The sequence below is a fragment of the Oceanobacillus picturae genome (assembly GCF_000612865.1).
In the GTDB taxonomy this organism is placed as follows: domain Bacteria; phylum Bacillota; class Bacilli; order Bacillales; family Amphibacillaceae; genus Oceanobacillus_B; species Oceanobacillus_B jordanicus.
Map to the genome: position 1 here is coordinate 1,959,544 of NZ_CCAX010000001.1, position 20,860 is coordinate 1,980,403.

Consider the following 20,860-nt stretch of genomic DNA (forward strand, 5'->3'; position numbering starts at 1 on the left):
GAAAGGTTTCGTTGCAGGGGGAAGGGAGTGAAAAATATAATGGGATGCGATCCTTGTTCCAGATTCGCACCCACACTTATTTAGAAAGAACTTTTTGCTTCGTTTCTTAACTATTTTATTTTTAATATTATTTTCCCTTTAGCCCTTCCAGACTCAGCATATTCCATCGCCTTTTGAGCATCATCAAAAGGATAAACTCTATCAATTATAGGCTTAATTTTACCAGTCTCCATATAGTTTGCGATTATACGTAATTGCTCACCACTTGGCTTCATAAACAAAAATCTATATTGTGCATGATGCTTTTTTTCAAGCGCAGTTAGTTTATGGCTTGCTACTGAAAACAACAACGTCTTAATAAACCCGGAACCATTTTCTTTACCAAAGCGAGCATTCGGCAAACCCGAAACAGAAACAATTTTTCCGCCGCGCTTTATTACTTCGAAGGATTTTTCAAGTACCTCGCCACCAAGTGTATCAAATACAGCATCATAGTTTCTTAATGTCTCTTCAAATTTTTCTTCCTTGTAATTTATCATTTTATCTGCTCCCAGAGAATTTACTAAATGTTCACCAGCTTCACTTGCAGTGGTTGCAACTGTAGCCCCCATTAATTTGGCCAGTTGAATAGCAAAGGTACCAACCCCCCCTGCCCCAGCTTGAATTAAAATCTTTTGTTCCTTTTGTAATTGCAAAATGTCTACTAGGGCTTGATAGCTGGTTAACCCAACCAATGGAATTGATGCTGCTTCTTCAAAGCTTAAATTTTTAGGTTTTAAGGCGGTGTCATCTTCATGAATGGCGATATATTCAGCAAAAGTTCCAATTTTACTTTTACGTGGACGTGCATATATCTCGTCACCAACTTTAAAGCGAGTCACTTTTGCACCAACCTTGGCAACAACACCAGAAAAGTCATTTCCTAAGATAAGTGGCATTTTATACTTAACTAATAATTTCACTTTTCCATCCCGTATCTTAAAATCAATAGGATTAATACTAGCAGCATGAATTTCTGCGAGTACCTCAAATTCACCAAGTTCAGGTGTAGGCACATCTGCCATACGTAATGGCGCTTTCCCATACTTCTCAATAATCATTGCTCTCATTGCCATTGCCTCCAAATAATGTCTATTTATGTTCAATAATTGTTCTGCATGAAGTTATCAATATTCGACATAAGTGTTTTTAATAAACCTAATTCCGTACTTACATTAATATAGTAAAAGTTTTTTGTCCCTTCCTTACGCATTAAAATAACACCGGCCTCTCGTAAAACCTTAAGATGATGAGACACAGCAGGACGAGAAAGATGTGTTTGTTTTGTGATTTCCCCCACGCGTAATCCAGTTTCACAATCCGTCCCCATGAGGACTAACAAAATCGATTGGCGTGTTTCGTCTCCAATTGCCAAAAGTACCTTCTGACTATTAATAAAACCCTTTTTGATTATATTTAGTTGGTCCTGTTTATTCATTCAATAAAATACCTCCAAAATTAGTTTAACTGTTTAAGTTGATAAACCATGTTGCAACAAAATAACAATACAATAGCGTTATGCGTGTTGCAATATTGAGAAAGCAAATCGAGACGAATACATCCAAAAAGGGAAGCATTAAAATGTTCAGCAACTTTCGTGTCCACTTCATACACAAACCTAAAAAAGCGTAGTTTCTGCCTACACTTTTTTAGGTTAAATATTTATCATCTTTTGGAGCGTCGTCATCATCTAAATAGCTCCGTCATTTTTCTTCCTTTACCTGCTTTATTAATCCTCGAACAGTTAGAGAGAAAAGGATAATAATGAGCACACTTACAATAAGGATGGATGCAGTGTTTGCCTCACCGAAAATAACTTCAAACAAATCACTAAAGTTCGGTAATCCCAACGAGTTGAACAAACTCGATAATAGAAACCCAATTAATATACCCAGTAAGAAAAGCAGAGCCACTTTCATCGTCTCGACCTCCTTCTATCCATTGACTTTTCCAAGATCTTAATTAATTATTAGAATAGTAAGTTAAATAAAGTGTACCGCTATTTTCCAGTAATGTATAGTAACTTCCATACAAATGGATAAAAGTAATTCTCCCCAATTACGTACGAGCAGATGCTTATTAAAGAAAGGGAAGAAGGACAATCTACTGCTCTGTAGAATTAACTAAGTAAGGGATTTAACTAACCGTAAAAGAGGATTAACCATGACTAGCTCATTTCAGTTCATCTCCAATGAAATATAATGTAGACATAAGGGTACTGATTCTCATATATATAAGTAAGATCGATCTTATCCAAGGGGGACGATTTTATTAAAAGGTTTTTATACTATTTCAGTTGTACAATTGTAATTGGATGTATAATCTATTTAGGGATTAAATATCAGGGGCGGGTAGAAGAAACAGCAAGTATGAAGTTTGAAGTAATGCCTGTCGTCCTATATGGCATCATCTTCCCGTTCGTTATTGGACTCCTACTGAGATTGCCCAAATTGCTTATTGAAATGAGACAGAATAAACATTGGACATTTGATTGGATAAAGTTTATAGCAATAGCGATTCCAACCTTATGTGTAATTGCGATGGCCATTTTGCCTTATACTGCTGCAGCAGAAATTATTAAAATACCTTTAATCATGATGGAAGGAACACCAATCATACAAACCATTACTGGAATTGTTCTAGGATATACATTATTGGATTGTTTAAAGAAATAAGTAAGTGGCTTTTATATTAAATCGTAACTAAGCAATAGCGGCTGCATTCGCAAGTCGCTATTGGCTTTTCCTTTGGGCATGTTTCAAAAAATAAAAATAGCACTTCCCCCTTACCTATAAGGGAAAAGTGCTATTTCGTTTACTAATACATTCTATTTCGGGCTTACTAAAATTTTACACTCAGATTTGTCTTCGATTAATTTATCAAAGCCTTCTTCGATGATGTCATCTAGTTTAATTTTATTTGTGATAACAGGGTCAGCATTGATAGAGCCCTTCGCTAGAAGATCAATCACTTCACCAAAGATACTGTTATATCCTAGGGAAGCTGTGATTTTCTTTTCACTAATTAGCTGTGTTGCAGGGTGGTAAGAAACCGGTTTAGAGAAGACACTTACGACCATAAATTCACCATTCGGTTTCGTGCAATCCAATGCGCTATTGAATGTTACCTCAATACCAGCTGCATCATACGCAACGTCAACGCCTCCGTTTGTCATCTCTTGGATGATCTTCACAGCATCTTCTGTTGATGGATCAATTACTACATCAGCGCCCATTTCCTTCGCAAGCTCGCGTCGTTTTTCGTTTACTTCCACAACAAAAATCTTGCTCGCACCAGCAGCTCGTAATGTTTCAGACAACAACAAGCCAATTGGACCTGCGCCAAATACCGCAACCTTGTCCCCTATTCTAAATTCGCTGTTACGTACTGCATGTAGCACAACTGCAGTCGGTTCTACCAATGCGGCAAGCTCATAGCTAAGACTCTCTGGAAGAACAAATACATTTTCTTCTTTCACAACTATGTATTCAGCAAATCCGCCATCTTCATGGATACCATAAGATTCCATGTTAGGGCACGTATTGTAATTTCCTTTTTTACAGGAGGCACATTCTCCACATCCCCAAATCGGTTCCACTGCTACTCGGTCACCTGATTTGAACCTTGTAACACCTTCTCCAACTTCAACTACTTCCCCAGTAAATTCGTGTCCTAAAATCATTTTGTCAGCTGTGACAAAAGATTTGTGCATGTATTCATGTAAATCTGTACCACAAATACCCGCATATTCCACTTTTACTTTTACTGTACCTTGTGTTACTTCTGGTGTAGAAATTTCTTCTACTTTGGCATTCTTTGTACCATAATAAACTAACGCTTTCATCGTAACTTCCCCCTTCTCCTGCTATATTACTAGATTAAGTAAGTAATATAGTTAAATTGTACTGCAATAGAAGATAGAGAAACAAGAAAATTGTATTATTTTGTTGATAATTGTCGAAATTATAGAGATATCATAAGTCCAAAGCACATGTTAACTCTCCATTGTAACCAAACGACTGGAAAAAGTATTAAAACACTATATTAAAAGTTGTCTATAGCAATGACTATCCAAAGTATAAGGATATTGATTGGAGAAAATGCTCTTATAACAAAAGCGGCTCCATAAGTGAGCCGCTTTTGTTATATGCTTGCTTTGGGCATGTTTTTGAATCGACCAAGTTGTATTTCCAATCAACCTACCTTATGTGTCAATCAACCACATTTGGCTTTCAATCAATCAACTCCACTGCCCTAACGCCCTTCAAGCTCTTAATCACTATTTCCCATTCCCATCAATGCTCTTAATTCTTCTTCATTATGAATAAGGTCCTCGAGCGTGTATTCTTCTAGCACTTTAAAAAATGTACCAAGCGCTTTATTGATGACATGCTTTAGGCTACAGCCTGGAGAGATGACGCAATGGTTTGTTCCTTTATCAAAGCATTCTAATAACGCGAAGTCCTGTTCCAAGTCACGCACTAGCATGCCAACATTGATTTCACGTGCAGGCTTAGCCAGCCTGATCCCCCCACCTCTTCCTCTGGTGGATTCTATAAGTCCTCGTTTCACAAGATCGTGCACGACCTTTCGCACATGCTCTTGTGAAATGTTGTAGACATCGGAAATTTCTTTTATTCTAGCACGTTCCTCGCCATGCTTTAATCCAGTAAAAATTAAGACACGTAAGGAATAATCCGTGTATTTTTTTAAGTTCATGGCAAGCACACCCTCTTGTTCATCTTTTCACATTATTGTAACATACTTCTGCCTAAACCCCATTGTAAAAGACATTAAAGCGTCTTACAATAAAGATGTATTCAAAATACACCTTTTAATAAGGAGCGAATTTTTATGACAACTCAAACACAATTATTAGATCAAAAAACTATGGACATTATTAAATCAACAGTTCCTGTATTAGCGGAACATGGAGAAAGCATTACAAAACACTTCTATTCAAGATTGCTTGAAGATCATTCTGAATTAAAAAATGTTTTCAACCAAACGAACCAACGAAAAGGGGATCAACCAAAAGCATTAGCCAATACGGTGTATGCTGCTGCGGCAAACATTGATCGCTTGGAAGAAATCCTGCCACATGTAAAGCAGATCGCACATAAACATAGAAGTTTAAACATTAAGCCTGAACAATACCCTATCGTAGGGAAATATTTATTATTAGCTATCAAAGAAGTACTTGGCGATGCTGCAACTGACGACATCATTGAAGCATGGGCCAAAGCATATGGTGTTATTGCGGATGTTTTCATTTCAGTGGAAAAAGAGATGTATAAACAAACCGAGCAAACGCATGGTGGTTGGCTAGGATTCCGTGATTTCATCGTAGAGAAAAAAGTTGTGGAAAGCGATGTTATTACATCCTTCTATTTAAAACCAGCAGACGGGCTGGCAATCCAAGCCTATGATCCTGGCCAGTATATTACCGTAAAAGCACAAATCGAAAATGATCCATACGACCATTTACGTCAATATAGCTTGTCCACCGCACCAGGTAAAGATTATTATCGGATTAGTGTAAAACGAGAAGATGCACTTGATAACCTACCAGCAGGTGTTGTCTCAACATTCTTGCACACGCAAGTTCGTGCTGGTGACATTATTCCAATCACTGCTCCATCAGGTGATTTCACATTAAATGAAGAGCAAAAACCGCTTGTTCTGATTAGCGGCGGAGTTGGTTTAACACCATTGATGAGTATGCTAGAAGCTACTCTAAAAGAACAGCCAGAGCGCGAGGTCATTTTCATCCATGCAGCAAAATCAAGCAAGCATCATGCGATGAGAGAACAAGTAGAGACCTTAGCTAGCACGCATGATAATGTGACACATTACTTCGTATACGACAACCCACAGGATCCGGTATCTTGTGACAAACACGGAAGAATTGATGAGGAATGGTTAAGAAGCATTATCCCTTCAACAGATTCTGCGTTTTACTTCTGTGGACCAAAAGGATTTATGCGCGGCATGTACCAAGCATTGAAAAAAATGCACGTTGCAGACGAAGCAATTCACTTTGAAATCTTCGGCCCGGCAGCAGACATAACAGCCTAACCCCTTAACAAAAAAGTTGACTTCTACCACGGAAGTCAACTTTTTTTCTTTTCATAACAGGCAAAACAGAAAAGATCCTTTCCTTCCTGCACCCCTTCTAAAAACCCACTGTGACAATACACAACTTTCTCACATTCTACACACGCGCCGACACGTTCTTTCTCCATCTTCAGCCCCCTTAAACACTGCTTTTTTCCAGTAACTTCTCCCTCTGAAAACGGGCCCCAACCCACAGCACTATTTCCACTACAAGTAAGCCTAAAACAACCCATGCCCATACCTTTAAGAATACAGACTGCAAACGATATAGCAGACTTCCCTCTGAAAGCGCGCTATGCAACGCTAGGGTGAAGGCATACAACATCCCAAAGGTGAAATTTCTTGACCACTGGCTAATATGGTAGGTGAAAATTCCTCTTTTCCATCCATATTTCGTTATCCTGCTGATTGCTCTTCCTATCTCTATGCCCTCTACGAAGATAAAAATGATAAAAACAATTACCCAAAATACGGTCATGAACGACGAAGACAGGAGCTGAGAAAAAACAAGCGCAAGGCCGGTAATCGATAAGGCCCCATGTAGGATACAATTTGTGTTTGCCCAGTCATCGGCAAGCGTCCATGTACTTGCAATATAGCGTAGACTAATGAAGACAACTCCAACAACATAGAAGCTAAAACCAAGGCTAACCATAAACACGACTAATGGAAGAGGGACTCTTGAAAAAGCCTGAAACCATGAGATAACCACAGATTGCGTCGCGACTGCCGATAATAACAGCACCCCATGGATTGTGTAGACATGATACTTTTTGAAAAGCTGTTTGAAATGATAAATACATAGAATAACAAAGCATATCCATATTAGACTATTGATTACGGCAATAAGTTGCGTAATCAAATAAAATTTAGGGAAATACTTCATTACAACGTCACATATAATTGCAATTCCTGCTATCCAGGACCCAACCAAAAAGGAATTCACTGGATTATGTATAAAAGAATAGAAAAATCCTTTACGAAAAATCTGTACGGTTAGCAATGTATAAATAACCATACCAAGCATAAAAAAAGCCACGACAAGGACTATTCGCAAACCTTCTTGCAACCCGAAGGCGTCCATAGCAGAAAAGAGAAAGATCCCGATCGCCATTACAATCGTGCCAGCTGCCGGATTTATAATTTTTAATTTATCTATAGATAACATGAATGACACCTAATTTCCTTTACTTGCAGAAATCATTTTATCACAAAAACTTTTCGAGTATCTATTTTTCATATTTGGTATATCTTATTGTCGTAATTGCTTGTAATACTTTCTTCAGGCTTTCTTTGATATGATAATAGAAATACTTAACCGAAGTTTAAAAGAAGTTGGAGGAGTAACCATGACAAAAAACCAAGCTATCATTATTGCAAGATTTATCATAGTCCTCTTTTCTGTCCTGGCGTTAAGTTGGGTGGCGGCTTGGGTATTTAAAATATCTTATCCTTTTTGGATTGCTGCCCTGCTCGTATGGATGTTTTATCCACTCGTCCGCCTGATTCGATCGAAAATTAGGCTCCCGAATGCGCTAGCTGTATTTGTAGTGCTATTAATTAGTCTCGCCGTACTAGGTGGCGCGATTACTGGGTTGGTCTTCTTAATTATTTGGGGAGTGAAGAGCCTTTCTAAAATTATACCGGATTGGATTCAGAGTACCACTGGCCAGGCTCAAGACTTTTTCAATAATTCCATTTTACCGATTTGGCAAAGACTTGGTGAATTTATGAATGTTTTTTCAAGTGAGCAACAGTCTGCACTTCAGGAGAGTATCTCTTCAATGGGTACACGACTAGCTTCTTCCATAGCTGAGATTGGGACTGGACTAGTTAATGGACTAACACAGCTATTTGTTATCGTTCCATCCTTTCTCCTTGCCTTTCTGTTTGTATTTATCGGCTTTTACTTCATCGGAAAAGACTGGGAGAAAATAGTAACAAGAGTCCGTACAAAAATGCCTGTAAGTGTTTGGGATAAAGCTAAATCCTTCCGAAACATACTGAGGTACCGTGTGTGGGGGCTAATTCGCGCTCAAATTTTGCTTATGTTTATTGCCTCCATCATCGTATTTATCGGGTTACTCATACTGGGAACAGACCATACCTTGGCCGTCGCGATCGTAGTAGGGGCTGCGGAAATTCTCCCTTATCTCGGCTCGGGAACCATTTTAGGGCCGTGGGCCTTGTATATGTTTTTCACAGGAGATATTGGGATGGGCATCGGCCTTGCCATCTTATATGGTGTCACAGCTGGCGTCCGCCAAGCAATCGAGCCAAAAATCCTGTCCTCCAGCATGAATCTGGATGCACTGGCAGTCTTGATCTCCTTATTCGTCGGTTTGCAGTTATTTGGAATGGTAGGCGTTTTTCTCGGCCCCATCATCCTTGTTATTTTTATCATATTTAAAGACATCGGAGTCGTCCGAGACCTCATGAATTTTATTAAATTCGGATTTAAAGAAGAACCAGACAGTGTGAAGGAGCGTAGGAAGTAGGCCAAATTATAAAGATGCTACAGGCATTTTAGTTCCGAGGAATCAGGCGTTAAAATGGTAGCGTATGTTATGCTGAAATAGAAATCGTTTTACCTGAAAGGGGACAATCAAAATGAGCTCCATAGAAACGGTAAAAAGTAACTTATTCACAAAAGCTTTCACACCAAATCCCTATCCTGCATACACACAATTAAGAAATGAAGAACCGGTGGCACGAGTATTGTTGCCAGACGGTCAGTATGCCTGGATGATAACACGCTATGAAGACGCATTAGAAGCACTGAAGAACCAGAAGTTCATAAAAGATTATAGGAAGCTTTACGAGGAGGATGACTCCGATTATGGCAGCGTTTTTAGCGAAAATATGCTTTTTGCTGATATGCCAGACCATCGCCGTTTGCGCGGTCTAGTTTCCAAAGCGTTCACACCACAAATGATTGCAGGCATGCGAGATCGTATTCAAGAGATTACGGATGAATTACTGGATGAAATCGCCGACCAGGAAACCGTTAATTTAATTGACGCGTTTGCTTTCCCACTCCCTATCATTGTCATTTGTGAAATGTTAGGTATTCCTACAAAGGATCGCGATGATTTTCGTGTTTGGTCCAATTCGATGATTGAAGGATCCAATGGAGCATACGCCCAAGATATTCAGAAGCACATGCAAGATTTCATTCAATACCTCAGAGATCGCTTTGAAACGGTAAGGAAAAATCCAGGGGGAGACCTTATTAGTAAATTGATTGTCGCAGAGGAACAAGACGACCAACTAACCGAGAAAGAGTTATACGGCGTCGTTTCCCTCCTCATTATTGCCGGCCATGAAACAACGGTGAATTTTATCGGGAACAGTATTATGGCGTTGGTCGAAAACCCGGATCAGCTTGCATTACTGAAGGAGCAGCCTGAGTTGATCAAATCAGCAATTGAAGAGACCCTACGATTTAATGATCCTGTTGAATACAGTACATCTCGCTGGGCAAGCGAAGACATGGTGTTTAAAGGTCAAGCCATGAAAAAAGGTGATTTAGTAATTGTCATCCTTAACGCAGCCAACCATGATCCCAGTCAATTTGAAAATCCTGAGCAACTGGATATCACCCGGGAAAAAAGTAAACACCTCGCATTCGGCAAAGGAATTCATGCCTGCTTAGGCGCACCACTCGCCCGACTTGAAGGGGAAATTGCCATTGCCAGCTTTTTCAAACGATACCCTAATGCCCAGTTGAACATAAACAAAGAAGATTTAGAATGGCGGACTGGCATGATTGTAAGAGGGGTAAGAGAATTACCGCTTTTACTGAATTAGACAAGTTATTTATCTTGGAGAAGATTGCGTAAGTTAAATGTTAGTGGTTTTCCTCACATTAGTTAGAAAAAGCGGATTAACTCCTTTAGAGAATTAATCCGCTTTTCTTATTAACAATTAGGTCATACTCACAGCAAGTATCGATAAATCAAATGGTTCTCCCTTTATAACTATATTAGTTTATTTCCCTTAATAGTGGGTTCTCACATTAGGGTTCTGAACGTACTCTTCCCATAAGTCCTCAATTGATTTCCCTGTTATTTCCTCAAACAGTTGAAGATCGAATGTGCCGTTTTGCATCTTCCTATTTACGATGTCAACAGCAAAATGATTCTTATGCTGGGTGATCCATAGGAAAAACCGCGCTGTTACACGATAGCCACTGTCATAGTTGTCAGCGTCTTCTACTTCTTCTGGCAACCTCCAACTCCCATTATGTGGTCCATAAATATATCTAGTATAATCTGCAATTCCCTCGGTAATCCACCATGTTTCATCATCATATGTTGGATACGCTTGAGCTAAATGAGTTAACTCATGTGTGAAAAGAGCCACATCATCAGGGTTAGTAAGAATCCAGTCAGTACTAACAACTATCTTGCCATTGTCTGCATATGCTACACCGTCATACTCAGGATCAAATTCAAGGATCACCTCTCTACTTGCTTCTTTTGGATTATATGCATACTTTTTTATCAATTTTGGATAAACTTTGAAATACAGGTTAACAAACTCATTAATAATCGGTTCCATAGCTGGATCTGTTTCCCCATTTATAACTTGAAGACTGTAACCTCTTTTTTCATACTCATTTGTTGTCTGGATGGAATTGTTCAGCTCATTCGTTACCCCTTCTGCATGTACACTAGCGAAACCGCCAAAACCACACACCAATAGTCCAGTACAAATTAAACTGCTCACAATTTTCTTCATAAAACTACCTCCTATTTATTTAGTAAGGAATATATTTCTCCCTATTTTTCTAGCAAGGTTTGCTTTCCCCCCTCCTTTAATTCTACTAGAAACGTTTTAATCTCATAGGGAGTAATAGAAAATGTTAAGTTCTCATCCAGTGAAACTTCACCTGTTGCTTCTTCCATCAAGTTACATTCTTGCCAACTTTTAATAGAGACTCCTGATGTTATCGTTACAGGACCTCTTCTTCCTGTATATTCATGTAGCCGAATTACTATTTTGTTGCTATCTTCTGCTTTCTTTACAGCGTCGACAATAACGTGATCAGTTGATAGCAAAAATAGACTTAAGTCACCCACTGTAGATTTACCTGAAAAATAGGACAAAGGTTGATTTAGATCTGAAGCTTCTTGAACCGTATTTCCTTCTATCCAGTCCCCTTTATGTGGAAGTAAGGAATATGAAAAAGTATGCTCTCCCTGATCTTGTGTATAATCTGGGAAAGTTGCACCTTTCAATAGAGTCAACCTCATTGTTCCATCCTTAATGTCATAGCCATATTTGCAATCGTTCAACAAACTAACTCCATATCCCTCCTCGGCTAAATCAGCCCATTGATGACCTACTGTTTCAAATTTGGCTAGATCCCAGCTGGTATTCCAATGGGTCGGGCGCTTTACGTTACCAAACTGAATATCAAAGGTAGCTTCTGTTGAACGAATATCTACCGGGAATGCCACTTTAAGTAACTGGTTAACCTCATGCCACTGTACGCAAGTCTCAAAGTCTATTCGGCGCTTATCGCTATAAACTACCATTCTTTGTTTAATGAGAGACTGGTTGTACTTCCACGTAAATTGGACTACAGCCCGAAGTGAATTGACTTCTAGCACCTTTATTTCTTGCACGTTCTCTATTTCCTTCATTTTTTCAAGATAGAAAATATCAATTTCCCATGCATCCCAGCGTGTTGGCTTATCTTCAAAAATTTGAAAGACATTTCCGTTTTGGCTGCCTTTTAAAACGTTGCGGTTGTTTTCTATATCAAAAATTCGCGTAAGGTGACCCGACTTATTCCATGCGATTTCATAATAAGGAGTTCTAACTCCATTACCTAATATTTCAATTGGGGTTATTGTCTCTTTACGTTTGTTATGGTTCGATTTGAAGTGTACCGTTGTGATCCCTAGTGAAGGTACCGTTACCTCTACCAACCAATACCCATCCAACTTTTCTGCAAGCAAAGGCTGCTGTGATCCATCAAACCAAGTTCCTGATTCTTCCCCTAGTTTAACTGGTATCTTAACTAGCGACTGGCGATTCCAAGAGGATTGGTTAATGATTGTATAGCAACCAGCCGCTTCGGCCACTACACCCTCTGTTGTTGTGTTTTTGATAGATAATGCTATGTCTTCAGCTTCCTTATATTCAAGTCTACTATCTTCATAAACTTCTTTAATAGATGATCCTGGGAGAATATCATGAAACTGATTTCTTAGAATTACTTTCCACCCTTGGTTTAGTTGTGTCAAAGGGTATTGTTCCCAGTTGTCCGTAATGGCACTCGATAGTACACTTTCTAATTCTACTTCCTTATACAAGAGTTCCAACTTGCGATTTGATTTCTTGTTATATGCTTGAGAGGTATAGGTTCCTCGATGGAATTCTAAATAAAGTTCCCCGTCCCACAAGTGGACATATCCCTCTGTTTCCTCTACATCCTTTTGCAGCTTTTGCAAATAATCCACCGCTTTACTTGGTACTACATTTGGCATCCCAGGCATAGCATCTAAGCGCCGGCGCATTTCTAACATGTCCCGCGTCACTCCACCTCCTCCATCTCCGTGTCCATAGGTGATCATAATATCTTTTGTTACATTTTTATCACGAAAAGCCTCCCATGCCCCTAGCATTGTTTCAGCACTTATAGACGCATTGTAATCTGCGCCCCATCCTTTTCGTCCAGGATAAGGTGTAGTTATGAAGTAGGTTAGTATTTCTGTTCCATCTATACCGCGCCACTTAAACACATCGTGCGGCATTCGATTGTACTGATTCCAGCTGATTTTTGTTGTAACAAAAGATTGAATGCCTGACTTTTTCAATATTTGGGGCAACGCCCAGCTATAGCCAAACACGTCAGGCAACCAAAGATAGGTACACTCCACATTGAACTCTTCACGCAAAAAGCGGGTACCGTGTAATAATTGACGGACAAATGATTCCCCAGACGGAAGGTTACAATCTGGCTCTAGCCACATTCCTCCTTCAGGTTCCCAACGACCTTCCTTAACACGTTGCCTCATTTGTTCATAGATAAATGGGTAATCCTGTTTAATAAAATCATAAAGTTGGGGCTGCGCCTGTTGAAAGGTGTATTCCGGATATTTCTCCATTAAGCGAAGCACTGTAGAAAAGGAACGAGCAACCTTTTCTCGCGTATGTTTCAAACGCCATAACCAGGCAACATCAATATGTGTATGACCCACCGCGTGTACGGTAACAGAATGGTGTTTTTTAATCTGCTCCAATCCAGCATGTAAACAATCGACCGCAACTTTAGTAGATTGATAAAATGAATCCGACCCTGGTGAAACCCAATCCAATAGGTTAACTGCCCGGTTTAGAAATAATAACAGGTCCTCTCGAATCGGGTTGTGCTTATCTAGCATTTCTATGGTTTGCAGGACAGCTTTCCCTGTGTAATATAAATCATCGACATGTTTATCTAGCCAGGATATAAACGCCTTTTGTATTTGATGATCTTGTTTTTTCGGACGCCCTCCTCCCTCCAATCCTGACCATAGACGGAAAGAGAGCTGCACAGAATCTCCTACAAATTCATCTGGAAGGAAAACCTCTTTATGATTTCCATCCACACCCTGGTACGGCAAATTATTCACATATAACAGGGACTCAAAACCAGCATTCGTCCCCCCATCTGTTATTCCAAAGTCAAATACTCCTACTACCTCTTTTTGCTGCCACGTTTTCGGAATTTCCACTTCCGTTGTAAGCCAAGCATATAGATCTCTCCCAGACCACGTATCTCCTAGTTCGATCGTTGTCCATTCCCCTTCAATTGGTGGAGTGACTCCTATTACTCCTTCTGCATCTAACTGAAACCGGAAAATAGGAATCTCTTTTTTCTCCCTATAACGATATTGGTTTAATTCAGTAATTCTTGCTAATAGCTTTTTCTCGGTTTGAAACAATTAATCTCCTCTTTTCCTTCTCATTTGTTGTTCACTTCGCCAATTCCATTATTCCATCTCATTTAGCCCTTAATTCCACTAAACGTAATCCCTTTAATAAATGTCTTTTGTAGAAAGAAGAATAATAAAATAATTGGGATTGTCATTAACGTTGAGACAGCCATCATTAAACTCCATTCTGAACCTTGTTTGTTTTGAAATTGCTGCAAAGCAAGGGAGAGCGTATAGGAATCTTCATTTGTTAAATATAATAATGGTCCAAGAAAATCGGTCCAACTCGCCATTAATTGAAATAGCCCAACTGCAAGGACTGCTGGTTTGGCTAATGGCAGCATGATCTGCCAATAAACTCGTAGCTCGCTTGCACCATCCATTTTGGCTGCTTCCCTTAAGGAATCTGGTAATCCCATAAAAAATTGCCGTAACAAAAATATGTAAAATGGAACACCAAAGAACTGCGGAATAATGAGTGGTAGTGACGTCCCGACCCAACCTAATTTGTTAAACAGAAGAAATAAAGGAATCATGGTAACTTGAGCAGGAATCATCATAACAGCCAACGTTAAAGCGAAAAGGACATTTCTCCCTCTCCACTTTAATTTAGAAAAACTGTAGGCAACAAGTGGACATGATAGCACAACTCCTAATGTACTTAATATCGTAATGACAGAGGTATTAAACAAATACTTCCAAAAAGGAATATATTCAATTGCTCTACTATAGTTCTCCCATTCGAACGGTTTTGGAATCCATTCGGGCGGAAAGGTAAATACTTGATCAATTGGTTTTAATGATGTGGAAACCAACCAAATAAACGGCACTAAAAAAAATATAGAGGCAATAATTAAAAAGACATGTGCGACAGCGTTCTTTCCCTTTTTTACATGAGTAGGGTTCATTACTCTCCTCCTTATTTACCTTGATAGTGTACCCAGCGCTTGGAAGACCAGAATATTAGGACCGTTAACAGCATGATGACAACAAATAGAATCCACGCCATGGCAGAGGCATATCCCATCTTAAAATATTTGAACCCATTGTCATATAGGTACATGACATAAAAGGTTAGGGAATTAGCTGGTTTTCCCTGCCCTTGTGTAAGGGTGTATGGCAAAGTAAACTGTTGAAATGCTCCAATTACACCCATTACAAGATTAAAGAATATAACTGGTGTAAGTAATGGAATGGTGATATGAAAGGTTTTTCGAAACCAGCTTGCTCCGTCGACTTCTGCAGCTTCATAATATTCATCTGAGATATCACCAAGTCCCGCTAAATAAATCACAACGGCTTGCCCAATTCCCCAGAGCGACATAAAAATCAAGGATGGCTTTGACCACTCCTCGCTTCCTAACCAGGCAGGTCCACTGATGCCAATCATATCGAGAAACCCATTGACAAGCCCAAACCCTGGGTTTAGAAGCCACATCCAAAGAACAGCAATAGCGACATGGGGAACCAAGGTCGGTAAAAAGAAGATGGTTCTATAAACTGTCATACCTTTGATTTTCAAATTCAACAGCATGGCTAAAGCTACACCTGAAATAATACTCAATGGGACAAAGAAAATAGCGAAATATACTGTATTATAGATAGATTTAAAAAATAGCTGGTCATTCATTAATTCTTTATAGTTCTGGAAACCGATAAATTCACCCGGCTGTAGTATAGAATAAGAGGTAAAGCTAAAATAAATTGATACAACTAATGGTAAAATGTAAAACAAAAGTAGACCGATAATCCAAGGTGCTGCGAATAACCATCCACTTGTCTCCTTATTTACTTGATTGCCTCTCCTTTTCTTATTTCCATTATTGGCTAACTGTCTCATTGTGTTCACCCCTTGCATTGTGAAGTGGGAGAAAGGAATAACCCCATCCCCCACTTTTCATTTATTCGAGTGCTGCATTTACCTTTTCATTAGCAGATTTTAAAAGATCTTTTGGTTTCCCATTTCCATGGATGGCATTATCTACCGCATTAGATAGTTCATTCCATAAAAGCTCACCCTCTGGAAGCACAGGGCGGTTGTGCGATTCGGGAAGAATGTTAATAAATTCACTGAATATCGGATCATCCTTATACCCTAGCTTCTCATTAACTGAATCAATAACAGACAATGTTTTATACATACCGTTGTATATTTCTTGCCCTTCTTCTGACCCAAAGAACTTAACAAATTCCCATGCTTCATCTGGATGCTCTGCTCCCTTAGGAATTACCACAGCCATCCCTCCAGACCAAGAAGTAAAGTTTTCGCCTGTAGGTGTCGGGATGGGTGTAACACCGTAATTTAAATCAGGCTTGTACTTTAGATAACCGGAGATGCTCCAATTTCCACCAATGTGCATCGCAAGTTGACCAGTGAGAAAAGGATCCATCTCCCCAGAACCACTAGAATCTGTAAATCCAGTTATATCTTCCACATTGTATTCCTTGGCGTATTTTGTCATCCATTCTAGAGACTCCACAACTTTTGGATCATCGGCTGTTACTTTCCCAGCCTCTTCGTCATAGAAATTGCCTCCATATGCCCATCCCCAAGAATAAAGCCAACCTTGGTTGTACCAAGGAATAAATCCAATTCTTTTAAATCGATTTCCGTCCTTAATAGTTAATTTCTCAGCTGCTTCTTCTAATTCATCAATTGTTTTGGGTGGTTTTTCAGGATCTAACCCAGCATCTTTAAACGCATCCTTATTGTAAAATAATAGGCGTGCGTCTGTATCTACTGGCATAGCATAAAGCTTATCCTGATATGTGGCTTCTTCCCAGGCAAATGGGTAATATTTGTCACCCGTTATGCCATCCTTTTCAGCATAGGCAGTAAGATCGGTCAATGAACCCTGATCAGCCCATGACCCCACCTTAAAACGATCAAACCAAGATACATCGGGAGGATTCCCTCCTGCCACAGCTGCTAATAATTTTTCATTTTGCGATTCATTTGCAGCAGTATACACAGCATCTACTTTTATATCCTGATGCTTCTCATTAAAAGCATCCACTACCGCATTAATCGCTTCTTCCCCTACCCCAGAATTTTCATGCCAAAAAGTAATAGTTGTTACACCATCTTCATCTTCCCCTCCCGAAGTTTCGTCACTTGAACAGGCGGATAATGTAAGCGCAATCATAATAAAGACAGCTAAATAAACCTTTTTTAAATTATGGTTTTTCCATAACATCCCTTTCACCCTTTTTCTTTGAATTTGCCATGCTCTTTACTTCTTTCATCCTCCCCTTTGCACGTTAAAGAAAACTGAAAAATCACACTCCTTTTTGATATATCAATATACTAACAATGGCAATTACTAATGTCAATATATTTTTATTTTATTTTATTTTCTAAATTTATCCCATAAAAAAAAGAAACCATATTATTCATGGTTTCCTTGTAAATGATTTATCTTGGTTGAAATTCCTGGGACTAAACGATAACCTACTTTACAATCATGTAATTCCCTCTCTCCATTTAATTGTTTAATTAGTAAGTCAGCTGCTTGATATCCCATTGCCTCTTGATCTTGCCTAATATGAGTGAAAAAAGGTTCATTAAGATAAAAAGTTGGTGAATCAAAACAAAGGATAGAAATATCATCCGGAACTTTTTTCCCCATTGATGTTAGCAATTCATTCAGTAGCATCGCTATTTCAAACTCACTACAAACATATGCTGTAACCTCTGGATGGTGTTGAATAAATTGAATAAGTCTTTCACGATCCTTCTCATCAGATATATTGTGATTCTCACTGTATACATGGACCGGCATCGTACTGTGTATTTCTGTTAAGACATGTTCTTGATTTATCGGTTTTCCTTTTTCAGAAAAGGCGGCTTGATATCCCCTAAATCTTTCTTCCACAGAGGAAGTGCCATCAACTGACGGAGAAATAAATGCAATGTTGTCATGACCACTATCTAAAGATAAGGTGGTCAGCTCCTGCATAGCTTTTCTATTATCTATAGAAACAGAAGTTGCGGGTATCCTCTTTAAATAGCGGTCAATCAGAACTAAAGGATATTCTTCCACTACCATTCGAAGTAATTCATTATTATAGTGAACCCCCTGAACTGGTAAAATGATAATGCCTTGTACTCCCATCTCCAGTAATGAATGAATGGCCTTTTTCTCCTCTTCCTCCAAACCAAAAGTTCGTTTTAGCACAAGATTATAGTTTAGTTCTGCACACCTTTTTTCAATTGCCCTTACTAAATCTAAGCCATATGTATCAGTAAAATCGGGTATGATGAATCCAATCACTTTTCGATAAGCATCTGGTTTTATTTCGGTTGACTCACTCAATGGCGTAGAATCAAAATTAGGTAAGTTTTTTGAGACAAAAGACCCTTTGCCTTGAAAGCGTTGTATAATATCTCGTTGTGAAAGTAAATCAAGTGCTTTTTTAGAGGTAATCCTACTCACCTGAAATTGTTTGGCTAACTCCTCTTCTGTAGGTATTTTATCCCCGCTTTTTATATCTCCTTCTTTAATCATATTTAATATATAGTCATAAATTTGTTCATATAAGCTACTCATTCCAACCATCCTTAGTAAATTGTTATATTCATTATAACAATTTACTGAAAGTTGTTCAATTGAATCTAGTATTGGGTAGAAAGACATATAACCTATTGCCAATAAGTTAGGGCTTTACTTTCAGTATCAAAAGGCGCTCTTTGGTTGATTGATTGCCATCAATAAAGGCGATGTTCACGCGCTCTCAGCCGATACTTCCTCGTTCTCGGCCGATACACACGCCTTCTCGGACGATACTTCCTCGTTCACAGCCGATACACTCTCCCTCTTACCCGATCCTCCCACGCCACCTTGATCAACCCCACCCCAACTGTTAAAATACCCCATAAATAACCAATAAAAAACGATACTCCCATGCCAAGCAAGGAAGCATCGCTGAATTTTATTCTTTTTCTTTTCCTTTATCAGAGGTATGGAAAACAGGTTCCTCTACCGTAACACGTTCCATGCGGTCTTCTTCCATCGATCCTGCGTAATCTATTCCTCTGACCGCCCATGTTTCTTGCTGTTGGTCATAAGCTAATACATATCGCGTTTCGTCCTCTACTTGTTCTAATTCTGCATCGGTGCCTTTTTCATAAATTGCTTCTTCGTAATAGGTTATTGTATCGACGGTTAATTCCCAGAAGCCTTCATATGATTTTTCTAACGTAAAAGAATCCTGATAAAAATCCATCCCGTGAAAAGCTCCATCATACATTATATCGTTTTCCAGATTATATGCTGCCTCCTCTACGATCCGATCCTTTAAATCTGGAATTGCTGTCGTTAAGGCATCTGGATTTGCCGTTGAGTAGACTTCGCCAAATTCCTCATTATAAGTTACCAAGATATCTTGGATCTGTTGCTTAAACTCATCACTATCTCCTAGGTTAAACTCCATGTAACGTTCAGTAAGTGGCTGGTCATTCGTTCTTACCGTTCCCCATGGAAGTTCTGCTTCAAATGAGACATTCATTGATCCATCAATCAGTAGTGGTCCAACTTGATCTTGCTTTGATAAATCCACACCAGTATCTTTGCCATTAACAAATAATTTAATGGAACTTAGTTCATCATAGCCTTTCATCCCTAAATCAAATGTTACCATGTCACCATCTAAATAAAGATCCACATATGCTGGAAAATTCGGATCACCTACAGTCGTTTCTTCCCTCTCTAAGTTAAAGAATCCGGTATCAAGTGCTGCTCTAATCGTATGCTCGCCAGGTAAAAAGGGGCCAATTTCTAATTGGGCATTATCCTTATCAGCTGTTGCGACAACTTCATCGCCTACAATGATCTCCGTGTCTTTATAATTCGTTGCAACTTCAAAGTAAACAGGATTTACTGTGATCTGGTAATCATCAAACAAGAGGAACTTCTTCCCGTCCTTTTGAAAATCAAGTGCGTACGTTCCAAATTGATCTACTTCGCCATCTGCTTGGTACTCCAAATGATTCAGCACAACCTTAAATTCATTCTGCTTTGCGTTATATAACGCTATCATCCCTTTTACAGATTCTTCCGTGATCTCTAAATCATCGTCATCTGTTGTTAATAAGGATGCTAGTTTGCCAGCATCTTCCTCTTCAATGGCCGATTGAAATTCATCTAAAACATGCTTTGGTGAAGTCATCGTGTTGCCTACAGCGTAAACCCCAATTAATAAAATGATAAGTGCAGCAGTAGAAAATAGAATGATTTTTGACTTCTTGTTCATTTTCTTCCTATTTTGATTTCCATTCGATCCAGTTGTTGCCTGATCAACTTGAGGATCTTTATGTTGCTCCACCTCTAGCGACGGGGTGACGTTTTGTTCTTGTTCCTCGTTTTGACTAATATATGTATTCCCCGTATTTTCGTTAGGTTGCCCCCCATGCTCTAATGCTTTCCCGCAATGCTTACAAAATCGTGCATCTGGTGCTATTTCCCCACCACAATTTATACAGTATGCCATGTGCTTCCTCCTGCCCTATATTTAATTTACTTCCGCCAGCTCAGCATATAATAACCGATATAGGTTTAGTCCTTTTTACATGCTTTACTGCTGTAAATCATCATAAGTATACAACAAAAAAACCGCCATTTGGGGGCGGATTAGATTTGTGGGGGTTCAATTTAAAAAACAGGAGGAAATACCTAAATAATTTTTGTGTAGTACGAACTTTCTTTAGTTATAAATAACCAGTTCTATCTTACCGGTTTTCGTATGATGTGGAAAACAAACATAGGACAGTTCTA

18 protein-coding genes are annotated in these 20,860 nt (G+C 39.0%); 4 read left to right on the forward strand and 14 right to left on the reverse strand.

What is annotated here, in order from left to right; all coding sequences use genetic code 11:
• Nucleotides 1-110: 110 nt before the first annotated feature.
• The 3 genes from BN988_RS09850 to BN988_RS09860 form a co-directional block, all read right to left on the reverse strand.
• Nucleotides 111-1,109 (reverse strand): NADP-dependent oxidoreductase, encoded by a 999-nt coding sequence (locus BN988_RS09850; protein ID WP_036575741.1) that lies wholly within the window; start codon nt 1,107-1,109, stop codon nt 111-113.
• 32 nt (nt 1,110-1,141) lie between these two features.
• Nucleotides 1,142-1,477 (reverse strand): ArsR/SmtB family transcription factor, encoded by a 336-nt coding sequence (locus BN988_RS09855; protein ID WP_036575744.1) that lies wholly within the window; start codon nt 1,475-1,477, stop codon nt 1,142-1,144.
• Nucleotides 1,478-1,742: 265 nt separating this feature from the next.
• Entirely contained in the window at nt 1,743-1,958 is a 216-nt protein-coding gene (locus BN988_RS09860; RefSeq protein WP_036575746.1) for a hypothetical protein, read from the reverse strand.
• 450 nt (nt 1,959-2,408) lie between these two features.
• Between BN988_RS09860 and BN988_RS09865 the strand changes: the two genes are divergently transcribed.
• A complete protein-coding gene (locus BN988_RS09865) occupies nt 2,409-2,714 on the forward strand; it encodes a hypothetical protein (RefSeq protein WP_081779391.1) in 306 nt (101 codons plus the stop codon).
• Between the two features lie 152 nt (nt 2,715-2,866).
• On the opposite strand, the gene BN988_RS09870 is transcribed toward BN988_RS09865, so the two are convergent.
• Both BN988_RS09870 and BN988_RS09875 read right to left on the reverse strand, forming a co-directional pair.
• Nucleotides 2,867-3,883 carry a 2,3-butanediol dehydrogenase gene (locus BN988_RS09870; protein ID WP_036575751.1) on the reverse strand — a complete coding sequence of 339 codons (1,017 nt, stop codon included), beginning with the start codon at nt 3,881-3,883 and terminating at the stop codon, nt 2,867-2,869.
• A gap of 428 nt (nt 3,884-4,311) precedes the next feature.
• Nucleotides 4,312-4,758 carry an RrF2 family transcriptional regulator gene (locus BN988_RS09875; RefSeq protein ID WP_036575754.1) on the reverse strand — a complete coding sequence of 149 codons (447 nt, stop codon included), beginning with the start codon at nt 4,756-4,758 and terminating at the stop codon, nt 4,312-4,314.
• 135 nt (nt 4,759-4,893) lie between these two features.
• Between BN988_RS09875 and hmpA the strand changes: the two genes are divergently transcribed.
• On the forward strand, nt 4,894-6,117 hold the full coding sequence (gene hmpA, locus BN988_RS09880) for an NO-inducible flavohemoprotein (protein WP_036575756.1): 1,224 nt from the start codon (nt 4,894-4,896) through the stop codon (nt 6,115-6,117).
• A gap of 35 nt (nt 6,118-6,152) precedes the next feature.
• Here the strand turns inward: hmpA and BN988_RS19300 are convergent, their stop codons facing one another.
• Nucleotides 6,153-6,284 carry a hypothetical protein gene (locus tag BN988_RS19300; RefSeq protein ID WP_259343691.1) on the reverse strand — a complete coding sequence of 44 codons (132 nt, stop codon included), beginning with the start codon at nt 6,282-6,284 and terminating at the stop codon, nt 6,153-6,155.
• Between the two features lie 11 nt (nt 6,285-6,295).
• Nucleotides 6,296-7,324 (reverse strand): TDT family transporter, encoded by a 1,029-nt coding sequence (locus tag BN988_RS09885; protein ID WP_036575759.1) that lies wholly within the window; start codon nt 7,322-7,324, stop codon nt 6,296-6,298.
• A 181-nt stretch (nt 7,325-7,505) separates the two neighbouring features.
• On the opposite strand from BN988_RS09885, the gene ytvI reads away from it, so the two are divergent.
• Entirely contained in the window at nt 7,506-8,654 is a 1,149-nt protein-coding gene (gene ytvI / locus BN988_RS09890; RefSeq protein ID WP_036575762.1) for a sporulation integral membrane protein YtvI, read from the forward strand.
• Nucleotides 8,655-8,766: 112 nt separating this feature from the next.
• Complete coding sequence (locus BN988_RS09895) at nt 8,767-9,966, forward strand: cytochrome P450 family protein (RefSeq protein WP_036575764.1); 1,200 nt, start codon at nt 8,767-8,769, stop codon at nt 9,964-9,966.
• A gap of 189 nt (nt 9,967-10,155) precedes the next feature.
• Here BN988_RS09895 and BN988_RS09900 read toward each other — a convergent pair whose 3' ends face one another.
• The 7 genes from BN988_RS09900 to BN988_RS09930 form a co-directional block, all read right to left on the reverse strand.
• The gene (locus BN988_RS09900; RefSeq protein ID WP_051557790.1) at nt 10,156-10,899 is read right to left on the reverse strand and encodes a basic secretory protein-like protein; all 744 of its coding nucleotides are present in this window, start codon (nt 10,897-10,899) and stop codon (nt 10,156-10,158) included.
• A 41-nt stretch (nt 10,900-10,940) separates the two neighbouring features.
• A complete protein-coding gene (locus BN988_RS09905) occupies nt 10,941-14,096 on the reverse strand; it encodes an alpha-mannosidase (protein WP_036575767.1) in 3,156 nt (1,051 codons plus the stop codon).
• 62 nt (nt 14,097-14,158) lie between these two features.
• A complete protein-coding gene (locus BN988_RS09910) occupies nt 14,159-14,995 on the reverse strand; it encodes a carbohydrate ABC transporter permease (protein WP_036575769.1) in 837 nt (278 codons plus the stop codon).
• Nucleotides 14,996-15,006: 11 nt separating this feature from the next.
• Nucleotides 15,007-15,927 (reverse strand): carbohydrate ABC transporter permease, encoded by a 921-nt coding sequence (locus BN988_RS09915; RefSeq protein ID WP_036575772.1) that lies wholly within the window; start codon nt 15,925-15,927, stop codon nt 15,007-15,009.
• 61 nt (nt 15,928-15,988) lie between these two features.
• A complete protein-coding gene (locus tag BN988_RS09920) occupies nt 15,989-17,284 on the reverse strand; it encodes an ABC transporter substrate-binding protein (protein ID WP_036575774.1) in 1,296 nt (431 codons plus the stop codon).
• Between the two features lie 192 nt (nt 17,285-17,476).
• Nucleotides 17,477-18,637, reverse strand: a complete 1,161-nt coding sequence (locus BN988_RS09925) for a GntR family transcriptional regulator (RefSeq protein WP_051557794.1) — start codon at nt 18,635-18,637, stop codon at nt 17,477-17,479.
• Between the two features lie 382 nt (nt 18,638-19,019).
• Nucleotides 19,020-20,576 carry a zinc ribbon domain-containing protein gene (locus BN988_RS09930; RefSeq protein ID WP_036575777.1) on the reverse strand — a complete coding sequence of 519 codons (1,557 nt, stop codon included), beginning with the start codon at nt 20,574-20,576 and terminating at the stop codon, nt 19,020-19,022.
• Nucleotides 20,577-20,860: the final 284 nt, after the last annotated feature.

Excerpts from the sequence above, each read along its gene's own strand:
- BN988_RS09850 (WP_036575741.1), bottom strand. The coding sequence starts at position 1,109 with ATGAGAGCAATGATTATTGAGAAGTATGGGAAAGCGCCATTACGTATG.
- BN988_RS09855 (WP_036575744.1), bottom strand. The coding sequence starts at position 1,477 with ATGAATAAACAGGACCAACTAAATATAATCAAAAAGGGTTTTATTAAT.
- BN988_RS09860 (WP_036575746.1), bottom strand. The coding sequence starts at position 1,958 with ATGAAAGTGGCTCTGCTTTTCTTACTGGGTATATTAATTGGGTTTCTA.
- BN988_RS09865 (WP_081779391.1), top strand. The coding sequence starts at position 2,409 with ATGAAGTTTGAAGTAATGCCTGTCGTCCTATATGGCATCATCTTCCCG.
- BN988_RS09870 (WP_036575751.1), bottom strand. The coding sequence starts at position 3,883 with ATGAAAGCGTTAGTTTATTATGGTACAAAGAATGCCAAAGTAGAAGAA.
- BN988_RS09875 (WP_036575754.1), bottom strand. The coding sequence starts at position 4,758 with ATGAACTTAAAAAAATACACGGATTATTCCTTACGTGTCTTAATTTTT.
- hmpA (WP_036575756.1), top strand. The coding sequence starts at position 4,894 with ATGACAACTCAAACACAATTATTAGATCAAAAAACTATGGACATTATT.
- BN988_RS19300 (WP_259343691.1), bottom strand. The coding sequence starts at position 6,284 with ATGGAGAAAGAACGTGTCGGCGCGTGTGTAGAATGTGAGAAAGTTGTG.
- BN988_RS09885 (WP_036575759.1), bottom strand. The coding sequence starts at position 7,324 with ATGTTATCTATAGATAAATTAAAAATTATAAATCCGGCAGCTGGCACG.
- ytvI (WP_036575762.1), top strand. The coding sequence starts at position 7,506 with ATGACAAAAAACCAAGCTATCATTATTGCAAGATTTATCATAGTCCTC.
- BN988_RS09895 (WP_036575764.1), top strand. The coding sequence starts at position 8,767 with ATGAGCTCCATAGAAACGGTAAAAAGTAACTTATTCACAAAAGCTTTC.
- BN988_RS09900 (WP_051557790.1), bottom strand. The coding sequence starts at position 10,899 with ATGAAGAAAATTGTGAGCAGTTTAATTTGTACTGGACTATTGGTGTGT.
- BN988_RS09910 (WP_036575769.1), bottom strand. The coding sequence starts at position 14,995 with ATGAACCCTACTCATGTAAAAAAGGGAAAGAACGCTGTCGCACATGTC.
- BN988_RS09915 (WP_036575772.1), bottom strand. The coding sequence starts at position 15,927 with ATGAGACAGTTAGCCAATAATGGAAATAAGAAAAGGAGAGGCAATCAA.
- BN988_RS09920 (WP_036575774.1), bottom strand. The coding sequence starts at position 17,284 with ATGTTATGGAAAAACCATAATTTAAAAAAGGTTTATTTAGCTGTCTTT.
- BN988_RS09925 (WP_051557794.1), bottom strand. The coding sequence starts at position 18,637 with ATGAGTAGCTTATATGAACAAATTTATGACTATATATTAAATATGATT.
- BN988_RS09930 (WP_036575777.1), bottom strand. The coding sequence starts at position 20,576 with ATGGCATACTGTATAAATTGTGGTGGGGAAATAGCACCAGATGCACGA.